The organism is Noviherbaspirillum sp. ST9 (assembly GCF_048799745.1).
GTDB lineage: Bacteria > Pseudomonadota > Gammaproteobacteria > Burkholderiales > Burkholderiaceae_D > Noviherbaspirillum.
This window is the reverse complement of the sequence record NZ_JBLWFR010000001.1, coordinates 648,221-665,652: the sequence shown is the minus strand read 5'-3', so window position 1 is coordinate 665,652 and position 17,432 is coordinate 648,221. Positions and strand designations below refer to the sequence as shown.

Genomic DNA, 17,432 nt, shown 5'->3' with positions numbered 1-17,432 from the left:
GCGGCGATCAGTGCAAGCTCAGCATGGATGACCGTCCTTCGAAACTGCGGCCTTCGGCCTTGTTTTCCCGCCTTCGCGGGAATGACGAAGCATTGAGAGACGCGCACTAAACCCCGTCAAGAACCGTTTTCCGCGCCGCTTATCTTTTGCAAGGCCGCAGCAATCGCGCGGCTGACGAATTCACCCGCAGGAAGGCGCGCCACCCGCTCTGCGAGCATCCCCTGCGCCAGCCCTTCCCGATCAAGCGTGAACAGCCGCTGCCCCTGCTTGCCCGCGAAGATAAAGCGGCTGCTTCCCGGACTGGTCCAGAGCAGCTTGCAGTTGACCTTGCTGCCGTCATTGCGCACGAACTCGAACCATGCCCCCGGCCCGAGTTCATCAATTTCCTGCATGAAAGGCGCAAACGCTTCTGCGCGCTGTTCCTGCGCACGCCGCTCGAGACGATGTTCGCTGGCGCGTTCCACCGTGTCCATGCGGCGTTCCAGTGCCTGACGCGCGTCGATGTCCGCGCCACGCATGGACGCGGCATGCCGGCTGGCCAGATTATCGAAAAAGAGATCCCGCTCCGGACCTTCCCATTTCACGACGTTCAGCCATGCATTAAGCATCGAGAGCAGTGCCGGCAGACGCGCCACCAGCTCCTTGCGCGCCTCCGCGCTCGTCCTCGGCTTTACGCTCCCGAGCAACTCGTCCATGGCCTCCAGGGCCTTCTGCAGGACGTCGGGCTTGGCGTCTCGCACGCCGTGGGCAAATGCCAGGACACGCGTCCATTGCGCCCGAAGGAATGACTCGATCAACGGGTCGGCCTCGCCGCTTTCGATGCGCGCCAGCACATCCTGCTCCGCGCGGCGTTCGGCCTGCGCGACATTTTCCTGCGTGACAGCGTCAGCGACGGCGGCGATCAGCTTGTCGTCGAGCAGACGGTCTTCGTGGTCGGCAAGGACAACGAGTTCTTCAGCGATAGCCTTGTACTGAGCCAGTGCCGCAGACGGAACGCGTGCGCACTGTGCCTCGATGGACGGGAAAAGCCGGTCCTCTCCCTCGTCCTTGCGACAGCCAAGGCCTGCGGCGAGGATGCCTTCCAGCACGCGCCGCACCGGATGCTGCAGCTCAAAGAAAAACTGCGAATCGTCGAGGATGGCTTGCTTGAGCGGCGTCTCCAGACATGCCAGCAGGCGCCTGATGCGAACGGGCACGGCGTCGAGATTCGACAGGAAAACAAACAGCTCATCCGCCAGCGATGCTGCGCGCGCATCAATCACCTTCAGCACACCTTCCGGCGCCAGCCATTGGCGCAGCGTCTCGTCCGCGGGCGGCGGTGGAATGGAATCGCTGCCTTTCGCACGCTTGCGAAAAGCCTGTTCCGCATCGGGCAGCACATGGCGCAGCGCCAGTTCCTGGTTAAGCGCCTTCCACACCGGGAGCAAATCGAGGAAAACCTGCGGGTCCATCTGCCGCAGGACCAAGCGGTGCGTCTCCTCCATCGGGTCGAACGTGAACCAGGCATCGGCAACGGCTTTGAGGAACACCTCTGAGCGGAACGGATTGCGCAAGGCGCCGATGTCGTCCGCGCCCAGCCAATGGGAAACACGCAGGCTGAGCACCGCGAGTTCTTCAGCGCCGGTACGGTCGATCGCCTGGCTGAGGTTATCGACGATGACCTTGCGCTCCATCGCCTCAAAGGTGATCAGGCTCAGGTCGAGTGCGCCGCGGTCGACGCCATACGCCACGTCGTCGGCCGTATCCTGGATGGCCTGCATCAGCGCGCGCTGCAAGGCATCCGCGACGAGGCGCTGGAATGTGCCGCAATGGGCTTGCAGTTGCTGGTGAGCGGCACGGAATAGTATGCGCTCTGCATGGCTTTCGGCGTCGCCAGAACGTGCACTCAGGGCCTGTTCAAGACGCGCCGTAAAGGCCTCGCGCTGCGCGGCACAAAGTCGCAGCGCCGCGAACGCCAACGTATGCAGCAGGGCGAGACGATCCGGGGTGATCGCAGCTTTTCCTGCTGTACGATGTGTGTGCGGATCGGACATGGTGACAGGCCGGCTTGTGGCCGGCCTTCGTGGGTCAGGAGTAAAGGGCTTCCGAGGCGATGGTGACCGCAACGATCACCAGCACCGCCGCGCCGAGGACGAGCAGCAGGCGCCCGAACCTGGGCGCCTCGTCCGCACCTGACGGCTGCTCGGGCGGATGGTCCATCGGGTTGTCGGATTCGTCGCTCACGGCAGCAGAATGGTGGAGCCGGTGGTCTTGCGCGACTCCAGGTCGCGATGCGCCTGGCCCACGTCCTTCAGCGCATAACGCTGGTTGATGTCGATCTTGACCTTTTTGCTTTCCACCATGCCGAACAGGTCTGCGGCCATGTTGTCGAGGTCCTCGCGCTTTGCGGTATAGGTGAAGAGCGTCGGCCGCGTGATGAACAGCGAGCCGCGCGAGGCGAGTTCCTGCAGGCCGAACGGCGGCACTGGTCCCGACGCGCTGCCAAAGCTGACCATCATGCCCAGCGGCGAGAGGCTGTCGAGCGAGCCGGTAAACGTGTCTTTGCCGATCGAATCATAAACGACGGGCACGCCCTTGCCGCCCGTGATTTCCTTGACGCGCTCGACAAAGTTTTCGGTGTTGTAGTTAATGGTGTGCGTGCAGCCATGGGCTTTTGCCAGGGCCGCCTTTTCATCGGAGCCGACCGTGCCGATCATCGTCACGCCCATCGCACGCGCCCATTGGCAGGCGATAAGGCCGACGCCGCCGGCAGCGGCGTGGAACAGGATAGTTTCGCCGCCCTTGAGCGGGAAGGTACGGCGGAACAGGTATTGCACCGTCAGACCCTGCAGCATCATCGCTGCACCGGTTTCGAAGTCGATCGACTCCGGCAGCTTCACCAGGATGGATGCCGGCATGACGCGCAGTTCCGCGTAGGCGCCAGTGGGCCGGCCGGCATAAGCCACGCGGTCACCCGGCTTCACATGGGTGACGCCCTCGCCCACGGCTTCGACCACGCCCGAGCCTTCCATGCCCAGCCCGGCGGGCAGCGGCTGCGGATAGGCGCCCGTGCGGAAATAGACATCAATGTAGTTCAGGCCGCACGCCATCTGGCGCACGCGCGCCTCACCCGGACCGGGATCGCCGACCTCGACGTCGACGTATTCCATCACCTCCGGTCCGCCGACTGCGTTGATTCGGATTGCCTTTGCCATGTGTGCTCCCTAAGTGTGAGTGTGGTGATGATGCGGCACCATCTGCGTCAGCAACAGCCGTGCCGACGTGACATTGGTGGCGCAGGGAATATTGTGAACGTCGCAGGCACGGACCAGGGCATTGATGTCCGGCTCATGCGGTTGCGGCGTCATCGGATCGCGCAGGAAAATCACGCAGTCGATCTTGCCTTCGACCAGCTCCGCGCCGATCTGCAAGTCGCCGCCGTACGGCCCGGACAACTTGCGTTCGACGGTCAATCCTACTTCATCATGCAGCCGCTTGCCGGTGGTGCCGGTGGCGACAAGGATGCACTGGCGCAAGAGGTCGGCGAACTCCGAGGCGAGTTCGACCATGTCGTCCTTCTTCTGGTCGTGGGCGATCAGCGCGATGCGTTTTTTCACTTTGCCTCCTAGAAGGTTCCCGGATAGTTGCCGCCGTCGAGCAGCACGTTCTGGCCCGTCATGTAGCCGGCATGCGCGCTGCACAGGAAGGCGCACACCGCGCCGAACTCCGCCGGGTTGCCGAAGCGTTGCGCGGGAATCTGCACGCGGCGCGCCTCGAAGACTTCGTCCATGCTCTTGCCCGTCGTAGTGGCCGCCGAGCCCAGCGTCTTCTTCAGGCGGTCCGTATCGAACTGTCCGGGCAGCAGGTTGTTGATCGTGACGTTATGCGCGACCGTCTTCCGTGCGATGCCGGCGACAAAGCCGGTCAGGCCCGAGCGCGCGCCGTTGGACAGGCCGAGGATGTCGATCGGCGCCTTGACCGCGCTTGACGTGATGTTGATGATGCGGCCGAAGCGGCGATTCATCATGCCGTCGACCGTGGCCTTGATCAACTCGATAGGCGTCAGCATGTTGGCGTCGAGCGCGGCGATCCAGTCGTCACGCGACCATTTGCGGAAGTCGCCGGGCGGCGGGCCGCCGGCGTTGGTCACGAGGATGTCCGGGTTGGGACAGGCGGCGAGCGCCTGCGCGCGGCCTTCCGGCGTCGTGATGTCGCACGCGACCGCAGTCACGGTCACCCCGGTTTTCTGACGGATTTCCTGCGCCGTCGCTTCCAGGGCATCCGCGGTGCGCGCAACGATGGTGACATGCACGCCTTCAGCGGCCAGCGCTTCCGCGCAGCCGCGCCCTAGTCCCTTGCTTGCGCCGCAGACCAGCGCGTGTTTTCCTGCAATTCCCAGATCCATGGTTTCCCCTATGCTCTCTTCCTGGACAACAAATAAATGCCGGTCAGCACCAGCGCCGTGCCGGCCAGCTGGATGCCGGTGATCGGTTCACCGAGGATCAGCGCCCCCATGAACAAGGTCGACACCGGCCCGATCATTCCTGCCTGCGATGCCGTGGCGGGACCGATGCGCGACACCGCCTCCATTGTCAAATATACCGGGAACACCGTGCAAAACACGGCGTTCACCAGCGACAAACCATAGACCTGCATTGGCTGCAGCAGCATGGACGGCGGCCGCAACAGGAAAAACTGCACGATGCATGCCACGCTGGATACGCACATGGCGTAGGCGACGAGGCGCAGCGATCCGACACGCTTGACCAGTTCGCCGGACAGCAGCAGGTACATCGCGTAGGCGACTGCGCTGCCGAGCACGAACGCACCGCCGAGCATCACATTCGATCCGCCCAGGCGCACGTCATGCAAAAACACCAACACTGTTCCAAGATAGGCCGTCCCGAGCGCGAGCCATTCCACCATGGTGATCTTCTTGCGCAGGAATACCACTGAAATCAGCAGCACGAACGATGGCGTGAGGAACAGGATGAGACGCTCGAGGCCGGCCGAGATGTACTGCAGGCCGAGGAAATCGAGGAAGCTGGACAGGTAGTAGCCGAGCAGGCCGAGCACCACGATCCTGCCGCGCTCGCCGCCGGTCAGCGGCGCTTCGGTGCGCGACTTCCATAGCGCGACCGCCGCAAAGAACGGCAGCGAAAACAGCATGCGGAAGGTGATCAGCGTGACGGCGTCGACGTCGTAGCGGTAGATCAGCTTGGCGACGATCGCCTTTGCCGAGAAAAGGATGGCGCCCGCGATTGCAATCGCCAGGCCGGTGAGGAAGGCCTGGCGCGCGGACGGTGAAATGGTGGTTGAAGACATCCGGCGATTTTACGACGCCGGTGATTTTCTTACATTGAGCCCGATTACTTCTTCAGGATCGAGCCGAGGACGCCGCGGATGATCTCGCGTCCGACTTGCGAACCAATGCTGCGCGCGGCGGATTTGACCATCGCCTCCACCATCGTGTCCTTGCGCCGTCCGACGCCGCCGCCCCCACCGAACAAGCCGCCCAGCATGTCGCCGAAGCCGCCGCCCGATTCCGCCGGGGCTTCCGTCTGTGCTCCCGCCTTTCCTTTCCCCGGCTTGGGTGCTTCGGCAGGCATTTCCCTCTCCACGCGCCCTTTCAGCTTCTCGTAGGCGGATTCGCGGTCCACGGATTTTTCATAGACGCCGGCGACCACCGAATTCGACATGATGTCCTTGCGTTCGTCGTCGGTGACGGGGCCGATCTGCGACGCGGGGGGAACGATGAACGCGCGCTCGACGATGTTCGGCCGGCCTTTTTCATCGAGGAAGGACACCAGCGCCTCGCCGACACCCAGCTCGGTAATGACCTGTGCGGTATTCAGCTTCGGATTGGGGCGGAAAGTCTCGGCGGCCGTCTGCACCGCCTTCTGGTCGCGCGGGGTGTAGGCACGCAAAGCGTGCTGCACGCGGTTGCCAAGCTGGCCAAGCACGGTGTCGGGAATATCGAGCGGGTTCTGGGTGACGAAATACACACCGACACCCTTGGAACGGATCAGGCGCACCACCTGCTCGATCTTCTGCAGCAATGCTTTGGGCGCCTCGTCGAACAGCAGGTGCGCTTCATCGAAGAAGAACACCAGCTTCGGCTTGTCGAGGTCGCCAACTTCGGGCAATTGCTCGAACAGCTCTGCCAGCATCCATAACAGGAAGATTGCATACAGGCGGGGCGAATGCAGCAGCTTGTCGGCGGCCAGGATGTTGACCATGCCCTTGCCGCGCGCGTCGGTCTGCATGAAGTCCATGATGTTGAGCATCGGCTCGCCAAAGAACTTGTCGCCGCCCTGCTCTTCGATCGCCAGCAGGCCGCGCTGGATGGCGCCCACGCTGGCCGGAGAAATGTTGCCGTACTCCGCCTGCAGCTGGCTGGCGTTCTCGGCCACGTTCTGTAGCATGGCGCGCAGATCCTTGAGGTCGAGCAAGAGCATGCCGAGATCGTCGGCAACCTTGAAGACCAGTTGCAGCACGCCTTCCTGCACTTCATTGAGATTCAGCATGCGCGACAGCAGCAGCGGCCCGAGGTCGGACACGGTAGCGCGCACCGGATGGCCTTTCTCGCCGAACACGTCCCAGAAGGTGACCGGGCAGGCCGACCAGGCGGGCTCCTCCAGTTTCAGCAGGTCAAGGCGCTCCTTGATGCGTGGCGTCGCCGATCCCGGCTTGGCCAGACCCGACAGGTCGCCCTTGACATCGGCCATGAAGACCGGCACGCCGATCCCCGACAAGGCCTGGGCCAGCGCTTGTAGCGTCACCGTTTTGCCGGTGCCGGTGGCGCCGGTAATGCAGCCGTGGCGGTTGGCAAGGTTGGACAGCAGGGCGAGTTCCTGCTCCTGGTTCTTGGCGATCAGCAAGCTTTTGGACATGTTTTATGAACTTTCCGGCAAGTTTTGGGAGGGGGCGATATGGTAAAATTGTAGATTGGTTTTCGGCTGGGCACCGGGCTATTTTGGATCAATTCTCGCGGTGCCGCCGCCCTCCCTCGAATACTTCCAAGAAAGAAACACCATGGCTGGACACAGTAAATGGGCCAATATCAAGCACAAGAAAGCGGCTGCTGACGCCAAGCGCGGCAAGATCTGGACGCGTCTCATCAAGGAAATCACGGTTGCAGCCCGCCTCGGTGGCGGCGACCTGGACAGCAACCCGCGTCTGCGCCTCGCGGTGGACAAGGCGGCCGACGCCAACATGCCGAAGGATAACGTGACCCGCGCGATCCAGCGCGGCACCGGCGGCCTGGAAGGCGCGAACTACGAAGAAATCCGTTACGAAGGCTACGGCATCAACGGCGCCGCCATCATCGTCGATTGCATGACTGACAACCGCGTCCGCACCGTCGCCGAGGTGCGCCATGCGTTCAGCAAGTTTGGCGGCAACATGGGCACTGAAGGTTCGGTGGCATTCCTGTTCAAGCATTGCGGCCAGCTCTTCTTCGCGCCGGGCACGGACGAGGACAAGCTGATGGAAGCAGCGCTCGAAGCCGGCGCCGAGGACGTCGTGGCCGACGAGGAAGGCGGCTTCGAAGTGCTGACCGCCCCGAACGACTACTCCGCCGTCAAGGACGCACTGGAAAAGGCAGGTTTCAAGGCGGAAATGGCTGAAATTGTGATGAAGCCTTCCACTGAAACGGTCTTCACCGGCGATGACGCCGTCAAGATGCAGAAATTGCTGGACGCGCTGGAGAATCTCGACGACGTGCAAGAGGTCTACACCAACGCCGTGATCGAAGAATAAGATAGAGCAATACCTGTCGAAGTCTGTCTTTCGTTTTACCCGTTTCACAAGTAAATTGGGGAGTGCAGGGTTGAATCGCTGCACTCCCCCCCAACGTTTCGATATCTCCATGAAAATTCTGGTAGTCGGTTCAGGCGGCCGCGAACATGCCCTGGCTTGGAAGCTTGCGCAATCCGAGCGCATTCAAATGGTTTATGTTGCTCCGGGCAATGGCGGCACCGCGTCCGATCCGCGCCTGCAGAATGTCGACATGACCGATCCGGGCTGGCTGGCGCAATTCGCGATCAAGGAAAACATCGCGTTGACCGTCGTCGGCCCTGAAGCGCCGCTGGCTGCCGGGATCGTCAACATTTTCCGCGAGCAGGGCCTGAAGGTCTTCGGCCCGACCAAGGAAGCCGCGCAACTGGAAAGCTCGAAGGACTTCGCCAAGGCCTTCATGAAGCGCCACCGTATCCCGACGGCGGACTACCAGACCTTCTCGGATGCCGCGCTGGCCCGCAAGTACATCAACCAGAAAGGCGCGCCGATCGTGATCAAGGCCGACGGTCTGGCTGCTGGCAAGGGCGTTGTCGTCGCAATGACTGTCGACGAAGCGCACGCCGCCGTCGACATGATGCTGTCGGACAACAAGCTCGGCGATGCCGGCGCGCGCGTCGTGATCGAGGAATTCCTCGCCGGCGAAGAAGCCAGCTTCATCGTCATGGTGGACGGCAAGCACGTCCTGCCGCTGGCTACCAGCCAGGATCACAAGCGCCTGAAGGACAATGACGAGGGCCCGAATACCGGCGGCATGGGCGCCTATTCGCCCGCCCCGATCGTCACGCCGTCGCTGCACGCCCGCGTGATGCGCGAGATCATCAACCCGACCGTGCTCGGCATGCAGAAGGATGGCCTCCCCTACACCGGCTTCCTGTACGCTGGCCTGATGATCGACGCCAAGGGCAACCCGAAGACCCTGGAATTCAACTGCCGCATGGGCGATCCGGAAACCCAGCCCATCATGGCCCGCCTGAAGACTGACTTCGTGAGCGTGATGGAGCATGCCGTCAACGGCACGCTGGATGAAGTTGAGCTGGAATGGGACCGCCGCACCGCGCTGGGCGTGGTAATGGCCGCTGCAGGCTATCCGGATGCGCCGCGCAAGGGTGACGTGATCACCGGCATTCCCGCTGAGACGCCGGATTGCGTGACCTTCCACGCCGGCACGACGATGGCTGGCGGCAAGCTGATGACTTCCGGCGGCCGTGTGCTGTGCGTGGTCGGGCTTGGCGACAGCGTACGTATTGCGCAGAAGCATGCGTATGACGTGGTGGACAGCATCCGTTTCGATGGCGCGCAGTTCCGTCGTGACATCGGCTGGCGCGCGCTGAAGCGGCACGGGCAGTAAAAGAATTTACCTTTGGGCGGGACGCGATTCTCAAGTTTCCTCGCCTTCCCCCGCGTCATTCCCGCGAAGGCGGGAATCCATACTGAGGCTGAAGAGTCGAGCTCCCTATGGATTCCCGCCTGCGCGGGAATGACGGGGAAGCTGTGACGAAGGCTACGCCGAAGCCGCCCGCCTTCACGCCAAGCGAACCGGTCTGCCCCGTCCGCCGAGCCGCAGTAAAATCTCCCGATCCCAATCCAGCCGAAGTCCCACATGACCACCTCCCCCGACACCGTCAAGGCCTACCTCCTCGACCTGCAGAAACGCATCGTCGCCGCCCTCGAAGAAGTCGACGGCAAACAGTTCATCACCGACCAATGGGAACGCCCGCATGGCACGAGCCCCATCAACGGCGGCGGCATTTCGCGCATCCTCGAGGAAGGCAACGTCCTGGAACGCGGCGGCATCGGCTTCTCGCATGTGAGCGGCAGCAGCCTGCCCCCGACCGCCGCCGCCAACCGCCCCGAGATCGCCGGCCGCAATTGGGAAGCGATGGGCGTGTCGCTGGTACTCCATCCGCGCAATCCGTACGCCCCGACCTCGCACATGAACGTGCGCTTCTTCACCGCGACCAAGGAAGGCGAAGAGCCTGTCTGGTGGTTTGGCGGCGGCATGGACCTGACGCCTTACTACGGTTACGAAGAAGACGCGAAGCACTTCCACCAGACCTGCAAGGATGCATTGGCCCCCTTCGGCAGCGACCTGCATTCGCGCTTCAAGAAATGGTGCGACGAGTATTTCTTCCTTAAGCACCGCCAGGAACCGCGCGGCATCGGCGGCATCTTCTTCGACGATTTCCATGCGCTCGGCTTCGAGCAGAGCTTTGCGATGATTAAAAGCGTCGGCGACCGCTTCATCGACGCCTATGTGCCGCTCCTCGAAAAGCGCAAGGACACGCCCTACGGCGAACGCGAGCGTGACTTCCAGGCCTACCGCCGGGGACGCTATGTCGAGTTCAATCTGGTGCTGGATCGCGGTACGCTGTTCGGCCTGCAGTCGGGAGGCCGTACCGAATCCATCCTGATGTCGATGCCGCCGGTCGTGAAGTGGCGCTATGACTGGAAACCCGAGCCGGGCACCCCGGAAGCGACGCTGTACACCGATTTCCTCAAGCCGCGGGAATGGGTGTGACTTCACCGCGCTGCATTGCCGTCCTGGGCGGAAGCTTCGACCCCGTCCACAACGGCCATGTGGCGCTCGCCGGCTACTTTGCCCGGCTGCTGGTGCCGGATGAAATGCGCATCATCCCCGCCGGGCAGCCCTGGCAAAAACAGGGCTTGCAGACACTGCCGGCGCATCGCGTGGAAATGGCCCGCATCGCCTTCCGGCATCTTGCCGTCCCGGTCACGATCGACGAGCAGGAAATCCGGCGCACCGGGGCGACCTACAGCATCGATACGCTGCGCGCGCTACGGGAGGAACTCGGCCCGGACGCTTCGATCAGCTTTCTGATGGGTGCAGATCAGTTGCAAAAATTGCAAACATGGAAGGACTGGCAGGCGCTGTTCGAGCTTGCCCACCTGTGCGCCGCATCGCGCCCGGGATATGGAATCGACGATACAAGGATCGCACCGGAAGTCGCCCGCGAGTTCGCCCGGCGCGCAGCGACACCGGAACAAATCCGTCACACCCCCAAGGGATTGGCCTACGTGGCGACCAACCTCGCGGTGGATATTTCGGCGACGCAAATCCGTGCCGCCCTCGAACAGGACGGCGATGTAGCCTCGCTGATCCCGGCCGGGGTGCTAGACTATATACAACAACACCATCTCTACAGAAACTAATGGACATCAAAAAACTGCAATCCGCCGTCATCGACGCCCTTGAAGACGTAAAAGCACAGGACATCCGCGTCTATGACACTGTCCATCTGACCAGCATGTTCGACCGCCTGGCCATCGCTTCCGGTACCTCCAACCGCCAGACCAAGGCACTCGCCGCCTCGGTGCGCGACAAGGTCAAGGAAAAGGGCGGCAACATCGTCAGCATCGAGGGCGAAGAGACCGGCGAATGGGTGCTGGTCGACCTCGGCGACATGGTCGTGCACATCATGCAGCCGGCGATTCGCGACTACTACCGCCTCGAGGAAATCTGGGGCGACAAGGAAGTGAAGTTCGGCGCCGCCAAGCGTACGGCGAAGAAGACGGCCGCGACCGACGATGCTGAACCGGCACCGCGCAAGCGCTCCACACACATCGCCGCAAGCCAGACGACGCTGGACGACGACGAGCCGAAGAAGCCCGCGCGCAAGACCGCAGCGCGGAAGACCACGGCCACCAAGACCGCTGCGACCAAGACGGCTGCTACCAAAACGGCTGCTACCAAGACCACCGCCGCAAGGAAAACGGCCACCAAGACGGCCAAGACGCCAGTCGGCAAGACCGTGAAAGTCGCTGCAGCAAAAACCGCCGCGCCAAGGAAGACAGCCGCCAAGCGCACGACCGCAAAATAAGCTGCCATGCAGCTCATCATCGCCGCGGTAGGCCACAAGATGCCTGCCTGGATCGAAGACGGGTTCGGCGAATATGCGAAGCGCATGCCGCCGGAGTGCCGCATCCACCTCAAGGAAATCAAGCCTGTAGAACGTTCCGGCAGCAAGACTGCCGAAACGGTCATGGCGTTGGAACGCGGAAAGATCGAGGCGGCCATCCCGAAAGGCGCGCGCATCATTGCCCTCGACGAGCGCGGCAAGGACCTTACGACGGTGCAACTCTCGCAGCTGCTGACGCAGTGGCAACAAGACGGGCGTGATGTTACATTCGTGATAGGCGGAGCAGACGGGCTGGACGCAGGTTTCAAGGCGTCCGCGGATATGCTGATCCGTATATCGAGCCTGACGCTTCCCCACGGAATGGTGCGCGTCCTGCTTGCAGAACAGCTGTACCGCGCGTGGTCGATCACGCAGAACCATCCGTATCACAGGGTTTGAGAATTTCCATGAAACCGGCAGACAACAAGATTTACCTCGCTTCCAAGAGTCCCCGCCGCCGCGAACTCCTGCGCCAGATCGGCGTCGAGTTCGAACTGCTGCTGCTGCGCGGCGAAGGCCCGCGCGGACCGGATGTGAGCGAGGAAGTGCTGCCGAACGAAAAGGCGGACGCCTACGTGGTGCGCGTGACGCGCGAGAAGGCCGAACAGGCATGGAAGATCATGCTGGCCCGCCGTCTTCCGCTGCGCCCCGTGCTGGCGGCCGACACGACGGTAGTGATCGATGGACGCATCCTCGGCAAGCCGGCCAACGAGACCGAAGCCATGGACATGCTGCGCGCCCTTTCCGGCCGCACGCACCAGGTCATCACCAGCGTCGCCCTGCACCGCGATGGCGAAACCTTCCAGCAGACACAGACCTCCGAAGTCACCCTGGCGCCCCTGACCGAGGAAATGATGCGCGCCTACTGCGCCACGTCGGAGCCTTACGACAAGGCTGGCGGCTACGGCATCCAGGGCATCGCCGCGGTGTTCATCAAGGACATTGCCGGCAGCTACACGGGCATCATGGGCCTGCCGCTTTACGAGACCGCACAACTATTAAATCAAGCCGGTATTCCGACTTTATGAGCGAAGACATCCTCATCAACATCACCCCGCAGGAGACGCGGGTTGCATTGATTCTCCAAGGCGCAGTACAGGAACTCCACATCGAACGAACCTTGTCGCGCGGCCTCGCCGGCAACGTCTACCTCGGCAAGGTGGTGCGCGTGCTGCCGGGCATGCAGTCCGCCTTCATCGACATCGGCCTCGAACGTGCCGCCTTCCTGCACGTGGCCGATATCTGGGAAGCCCGTCCGCACGACAATTCCAACACCATGCCGGCGCCGATCGAGAAGCTGCTCTATGATGGCCAGTCGGTGATGGTGCAGGTGATCAAGGACCCGATCGGCACCAAGGGCGCGCGCCTGTCGACGCAGATTTCGATCGCCGGCCGCATGCTGGTCTACCTGCCGCAGGATTCGCACATCGGCATTTCGCAGCGCATCGAGAACGAAGCCGACCGCGAAGCACTGAAATCCAAGGTACAGAAACTGCTGCCGCCCGAAGAAAAGGGAGGCTTCATCATCCGCACCATGGCCGAGGATGCCTCCGACGCCGACCTGCAGATGGACGTCGACTACCTGCGCAAGACCTGGGCGAACATCACCCAGCAGGCGCGCACCCGGCCGGCGCCGACGCTGTTGTACCAGGACCTGAACCTGGCTCAGCGCGTACTCCGCGATTTCGTCAATGACAACACCTCGACCATCCAGGTCGACTCGCGCGAGAACTTCCAGAAACTGCAGGAATTCGGCAACGCCTATACGCCGTCCGTGCTGGCGAAGCTGGTGCACTACACCGGCGAGCGGCCGCTGTTCGACCTGTACGGTGTGGAAGAGGAAATCCAGCGTGCGCTGGGACGCCGCGTCGACCTCAAATCCGGCGGCTACCTGATCATCGACCAGACCGAGGCGATGACGACGATCGACGTCAATACCGGCAGCTATGTCACCGGTCGCAATTTCGACGACACGATCTTCAAGACCAACCTGGAAGCGGCGCACGCCATTGCGCGTCAGCTGCGCCTGCGCAACCTCGGCGGCATCATCATCCTCGACTTCATCGACATGGAGAACGTCGAGCACCGCAATGCCGTGCTCGCCGAGCTGAACAAGGCCTTGTCGCGCGACCGGACGAAGGTCTCGGTGTCGGGGTTCTCACAGCTTGGCCTGGTGGAAATGACACGCAAGCGCACCCGCGAGTCGCTGGCGCACATCCTGTGCGAAGTGTGTCCTGCATGCGCCGGCAAGGGGCAGGTCAAGACCGCACGCACCGTCTGCTATGAAATCCTGCGCGAACTGCTGCGCGAAGCCAAGCAGTTCAATCCGCGCGAATTCCGCATTCTCGCGTCACAGGTCGTCGTGGACATGTTCCTCGAAGAGGAATCCCAGCACCTGGCGATGCTGGGCGATTTCATTGGAAAGCCGATTTCGCTTCAGGTAGAGACGCTGTACCACCAGGAGCAGTACGACATCATCCTGATGTAGTACCTGTCAGGACGCCGTTGCGGCGTCCTGCACACGATTCTTCGCAAGCTTTTCCAGCATGGCCATGCCCTGCGCGAAGTTCTCCACGAGTTGGGACTTGGCGCCGCGCTTTCCGTTCCTGGACAGCCAGGACTGCGACAGCCGCCAATCCCCGAGCAAGTCCTGGTCGAGCACGACGGTATAGATCCGTGCCTCAGTCGTGAAATGCACCCGTGTCGGTTTTTGCAAGGGAAGCGTGCGGGAATCTGCTGGGTCGATCATGGGGCGTGGCAGTGGGTTGGGCGGGAAGAATTATAGCGGTCGAATGCCGTTCACACATGCGTTTGCATCGCACCAGTCACACACATGCATTCCTGGCAATGATCCATGGTCCAATCGGAGTATGGTCAGGCTCTATCGAGCGTTATATCATCCCGTGTATAAGCTCAAACAACGCCTTTCCATGCCCTCGTCCAACACAATGCACCTCGGCGTGCAGGCCTTCCGAAAGGGACACCGCCGATGAGGATGCTTGCCGTTCCCCTGCTCTTCGCGCTATGCAGCGCCGCCGGAGCTGACACGCTGACCGTGGCCGTCGCGGCAAACGTGCAATACGCCTTCGACGATATCCAGGAAGCATTCAGGAAGGAAACCGGCCATACGTTGAAGCCGGTCTACAACTCCTCCGGCAAGTTCACCGCGCAGATCATGAACGGCGCCCCGTTTGATGTTTTCCTGTCCGCCGACATGGAATATCCGGAAAAGCTGCACAAGGAAGGGCATGCTGCCGCGCCGCCGAAGGTCTATGCCTACGGCACGCTGGTGCTCTGGACGATGAAGGACATCGATCTCGCCAACTGGCGCAGCACGCTTGCGAGCCCTGCCGTCGCGAAGATCGCCATCGCCAACCCCAAAACCGCGCCGTATGGCAGGGAGACGATGAAGGCCCTGGCGCATTACAAGCTTGATGCATCGCTGGCCACGAAATTCGTCTTCGGTGAGAGCATCTCGCAAACCAACCAGTACATCCACTCCCGCGCGGCGGATGCAGGCTTTACCGCGAAATCGGTCGTCGTCTCACCGGAAATGCAGGGACAAGGCAAGTGGATCGACCTGCCGAAGGAGTCCTACCAGCCGATCGCGCAGGGCATCGTGATCCTGAAGCATGGCCAGCAGAACAATCCGGCGCTGTCCCGGCAGTTCCATGACTTCGTCCTGGCGGCGAAGTCGCGCGCCATCCTCGAACGCTACGGCTACCAGCTGCCATGAACCGCCTTCCCGGAAGCATTCACGCGATCGATGTCCACGGCAGCATCGTGCTGGTGGACGTGGACGTCGGTACGCACCGGTTTACCGCGACCCTGATCGGCGCCAGCGAGGAAGCTTCAGGTTGGACGCCCGGCATGCCAGTCACCCTGCTGTTCAAGGAAACCGAGGTCTCGCTCGCAAAGAATCTGTCCGGGCTAATCAGCATGCGCAATCGGCTGCCCTGCACCGTGATGGCCATCGAGCGTGGCAAGCTGCTGGCACGGGTGACACTCGATTTCGAAGGACGCAGGGTGGAGTCGGTGATCACCACGCGCTCCACGCATGCGCTCAGCCTTACGGTCGGCGACGCCGTTGAAGGCTTGGTCAAGGCAAATGAAATGACACTGCTCGCGGGGGAGATGCCGTGAGCCACGACTGGCAGCCGCTGCTGCTCACCTTCCGCCTCGCCGCGATCACCACGCTGATCCTGTTCGTCATCGGCATTCCGCTCGCGTACTGGATTGCCCACACCCGCACGCGTCTCAAGCCGGTCATCGAAACCCTGGTCAGCATGCCGCTGGTGCTGCCACCCTCAGTGCTCGGCTTCTATCTGCTGCTCGCGTTCAGTCCGCAAAATGCATTCGGGCAGTGGCTGGAACAATGGTTCAACATCCGCCTCGTGTTCAGTTTCGCGGGGCTGGTGGTGGGGTCCGTCATTTTCAGCTTGCCCTTCATGGTGCATCCGATCCAGTCCGGATTCCAGAACCTTCCCGGCTCACTGGTCGAGGCCTCGCGGACGCTGGGCAAATCCGACGCTTACACCCTGTTCCGCGTGCTCCTGCCAAACATCAAGCCCGCCCTGCTGTCAGGCGCCGTCCTGAGTTTTGCGCACACCGTCGGTGAATTCGGCGTGATCCTGATGATCGGCGGGAACATCCCCGGCGTGACCAAGGTGGCGTCGATTGCGATCTACGACGAAGTGGAAAGCCTGAACTATGCCGCCGCCAACTTTTACGCGATCGTCCTGTTCGCCATCACCTTCGCCATCCTGCTGACGGTGTACGTGATGAACAAGAAGCTGCTGAAGGCGGGCTGAGATGATCGAATTCTCCCTCGGCATGCAGCTCGGCAGCGCCAGCGGCCCCCTGCAACTGGACGTGGAAGCGCGCATCGAGAGCAAGAGCTTCGTCACCCTTTTCGGCCCTTCCGGCGCGGGGAAGACAACCGTCCTGCGCATGCTAGCGGGACTGGTGCAACCGGAACGCGGACGCATCGTCGTCGACGGTGTCACATGGTTCGACGCACAGCGGCGCATCCATCTCCCGCCCCAGCAACGGTCAATCGGCTTCGTTTTCCAGGACTACGCGCTGTTTCCCAACCTCACTGTCAGGGAGAACATCGCCTATGCCGTGCCACGCGACGACAGGCGTTGGGTGGAAGAGCTGCTTGAACTCACGGGCCTTAACATGCTGCAAGACAGGATGCCCCTCACCCTGTCCGGCGGACAGAAGCAGCGCGTCGCACTGGCGCGGGCGATTGCGCGCAAGCCCGCATTGCTCCTGCTCGACGAAGCGTTGTCGGCGCTGGACATAAGCATGCGCAATCAGTTGCAGAACGAGGTCGCGTCACTGCACCGGCGCTTCGGCCTGACCACCATCATGGTGAGTCACGAATTGGGCGAGGTGTTCAAGCTGTCGGGAAAGGTCTTGCGTCTGGAAGGCGGGCGCATTGTCGACTCCGGTACGCCACGAGAAGTCTTCCTGCAGAAGCGGCTTTCGGGAAGGCTGAACCTGCATGCGCAAGTACTGGACATCCGCCAGGAAGATGTCGTGTACATCGTCACGCTGCTGATCGGGCAGGAAGTCATCGATGTGGTCGCGTCAGAAGACGAAGTCACGCAACTGCGCATGGGAGACAACGTCTCTGTCGCTGCACGCGCCATCAGCCCTTATCTTTCGAAAACAACAGCCTCAGCGAACCGTAAATGAAAACGGCCGCCGGAAGGCAGCCGTTTCAAGCGC

General features: G+C 62.1%; 20 protein-coding genes. 12 read left to right on the top strand and 8 right to left on the bottom strand.

What is annotated here, in order from left to right; all coding sequences use genetic code 11:
• Window positions 1-116 precede the first annotated feature (116 nt).
• From ACNOHI_RS03150 to ACNOHI_RS03120, 7 genes are read right to left on the bottom strand one after another with little or no spacing between them, the layout of a single operon-like run.
• On the bottom strand, window positions 117-2,033 hold the full coding sequence (locus tag ACNOHI_RS03150) for a DUF1631 family protein (protein WP_420473172.1): 1,917 nt from the start codon (window positions 2,031-2,033) through the stop codon (window positions 117-119).
• Between the two features lie 34 nt (window positions 2,034-2,067).
• Window positions 2,068-2,223 carry a hypothetical protein gene (locus ACNOHI_RS03145; RefSeq protein WP_420473171.1) on the bottom strand — a complete coding sequence of 52 codons (156 nt, stop codon included), beginning with the start codon at window positions 2,221-2,223 and terminating at the stop codon, window positions 2,068-2,070.
• Window positions 2,220-3,194, bottom strand: a complete 975-nt coding sequence (locus ACNOHI_RS03140) for a quinone oxidoreductase family protein (RefSeq protein WP_420473170.1) — start codon at window positions 3,192-3,194, stop codon at window positions 2,220-2,222. The genes ACNOHI_RS03145 and ACNOHI_RS03140 overlap by 4 nt, the downstream gene beginning before the upstream one ends.
• Before the next feature lie 9 nt (window positions 3,195-3,203).
• Complete coding sequence (locus tag ACNOHI_RS03135; protein ID WP_420473169.1) at window positions 3,204-3,596, bottom strand: methylglyoxal synthase; 393 nt, start codon at window positions 3,594-3,596, stop codon at window positions 3,204-3,206.
• 8 nt (window positions 3,597-3,604) lie between these two features.
• Complete coding sequence (locus tag ACNOHI_RS03130) at window positions 3,605-4,384, bottom strand: SDR family oxidoreductase (protein WP_420473168.1); 780 nt, start codon at window positions 4,382-4,384, stop codon at window positions 3,605-3,607.
• A gap of 8 nt (window positions 4,385-4,392) precedes the next feature.
• Window positions 4,393-5,304 carry a DMT family transporter gene (locus ACNOHI_RS03125; RefSeq protein ID WP_420473167.1) on the bottom strand — a complete coding sequence of 304 codons (912 nt, stop codon included), beginning with the start codon at window positions 5,302-5,304 and terminating at the stop codon, window positions 4,393-4,395.
• A gap of 44 nt (window positions 5,305-5,348) precedes the next feature.
• Entirely contained in the window at window positions 5,349-6,872 is a 1,524-nt protein-coding gene (locus tag ACNOHI_RS03120; protein WP_420473166.1) for a helicase HerA-like C-terminal domain-containing protein, read from the bottom strand.
• Between the two features lie 142 nt (window positions 6,873-7,014).
• On the opposite strand from ACNOHI_RS03120, the gene ACNOHI_RS03115 reads away from it, so the two are divergent.
• The 8 genes from ACNOHI_RS03115 (at window position 7,015) to rng (ending at window position 14,184) form a co-directional block, all read left to right on the top strand.
• A complete protein-coding gene (locus ACNOHI_RS03115; protein ID WP_420473165.1) occupies window positions 7,015-7,740 on the top strand; it encodes a YebC/PmpR family DNA-binding transcriptional regulator in 726 nt (241 codons plus the stop codon).
• A 109-nt stretch (window positions 7,741-7,849) separates the two neighbouring features.
• Window positions 7,850-9,127, top strand: a complete 1,278-nt coding sequence (purD, locus tag ACNOHI_RS03110; protein WP_420473164.1) for a phosphoribosylamine--glycine ligase — start codon at window positions 7,850-7,852, stop codon at window positions 9,125-9,127.
• Window positions 9,128-9,379: 252 nt separating this feature from the next.
• Window positions 9,380-10,297: an oxygen-dependent coproporphyrinogen oxidase gene (gene hemF, locus ACNOHI_RS03105; protein ID WP_420473163.1), complete on the top strand. Its 918-nt coding sequence runs from the start codon at window positions 9,380-9,382 to the stop codon at window positions 10,295-10,297.
• Window positions 10,288-10,950: a nicotinate-nucleotide adenylyltransferase gene (locus ACNOHI_RS03100; RefSeq protein ID WP_420473162.1), complete on the top strand. Its 663-nt coding sequence runs from the start codon at window positions 10,288-10,290 to the stop codon at window positions 10,948-10,950. The genes hemF and ACNOHI_RS03100 overlap by 10 nt, the downstream gene beginning before the upstream one ends.
• On the top strand, window positions 10,950-11,618 hold the full coding sequence (gene rsfS / locus ACNOHI_RS03095) for a ribosome silencing factor (RefSeq protein ID WP_420473161.1): 669 nt from the start codon (window positions 10,950-10,952) through the stop codon (window positions 11,616-11,618). The genes ACNOHI_RS03100 and rsfS overlap by 1 nt, the downstream gene beginning before the upstream one ends.
• Before the next feature lie 6 nt (window positions 11,619-11,624).
• Complete coding sequence (gene rlmH / locus ACNOHI_RS03090; protein WP_420473160.1) at window positions 11,625-12,095, top strand: 23S rRNA (pseudouridine(1915)-N(3))-methyltransferase RlmH; 471 nt, start codon at window positions 11,625-11,627, stop codon at window positions 12,093-12,095.
• A gap of 8 nt (window positions 12,096-12,103) precedes the next feature.
• Window positions 12,104-12,724 (top strand): Maf family protein, encoded by a 621-nt coding sequence (locus tag ACNOHI_RS03085; RefSeq protein WP_420473159.1) that lies wholly within the window; start codon window positions 12,104-12,106, stop codon window positions 12,722-12,724.
• The gene (gene rng, locus ACNOHI_RS03080) at window positions 12,721-14,184 is read left to right on the top strand and encodes a ribonuclease G (RefSeq protein WP_420473158.1); all 1,464 of its coding nucleotides are present in this window, start codon (window positions 12,721-12,723) and stop codon (window positions 14,182-14,184) included. Before ACNOHI_RS03085 ends, rng begins: the two co-directional genes overlap by 4 nt.
• Window positions 14,185-14,190: 6 nt before the next feature.
• On the opposite strand, the gene ACNOHI_RS03075 is transcribed toward rng, so the two are convergent.
• Entirely contained in the window at window positions 14,191-14,445 is a 255-nt protein-coding gene (locus ACNOHI_RS03075) for a hypothetical protein (RefSeq protein WP_420473157.1), read from the bottom strand.
• A 240-nt stretch (window positions 14,446-14,685) separates the two neighbouring features.
• On the opposite strand from ACNOHI_RS03075, the gene modA reads away from it, so the two are divergent.
• From modA to ACNOHI_RS03055, 4 genes are read left to right on the top strand one after another with little or no spacing between them, the layout of a single operon-like run.
• Window positions 14,686-15,432, top strand: a complete 747-nt coding sequence (gene modA / locus ACNOHI_RS03070) for a molybdate ABC transporter substrate-binding protein (RefSeq protein WP_420473156.1) — start codon at window positions 14,686-14,688, stop codon at window positions 15,430-15,432.
• Window positions 15,429-15,839 (top strand): TOBE domain-containing protein, encoded by a 411-nt coding sequence (locus tag ACNOHI_RS03065; RefSeq protein ID WP_420473155.1) that lies wholly within the window; start codon window positions 15,429-15,431, stop codon window positions 15,837-15,839. The genes modA and ACNOHI_RS03065 overlap by 4 nt, the downstream gene beginning before the upstream one ends.
• Window positions 15,836-16,507 (top strand): molybdate ABC transporter permease subunit, encoded by a 672-nt coding sequence (gene modB / locus ACNOHI_RS03060; protein ID WP_420473154.1) that lies wholly within the window; start codon window positions 15,836-15,838, stop codon window positions 16,505-16,507. The genes ACNOHI_RS03065 and modB overlap by 4 nt, the downstream gene beginning before the upstream one ends.
• Window position 16,508: 1 nt before the next feature.
• Window positions 16,509-17,399, top strand: a complete 891-nt coding sequence (locus tag ACNOHI_RS03055) for an ABC transporter ATP-binding protein (protein WP_420473153.1) — start codon at window positions 16,509-16,511, stop codon at window positions 17,397-17,399.
• Window positions 17,400-17,432: the final 33 nt, after the last annotated feature.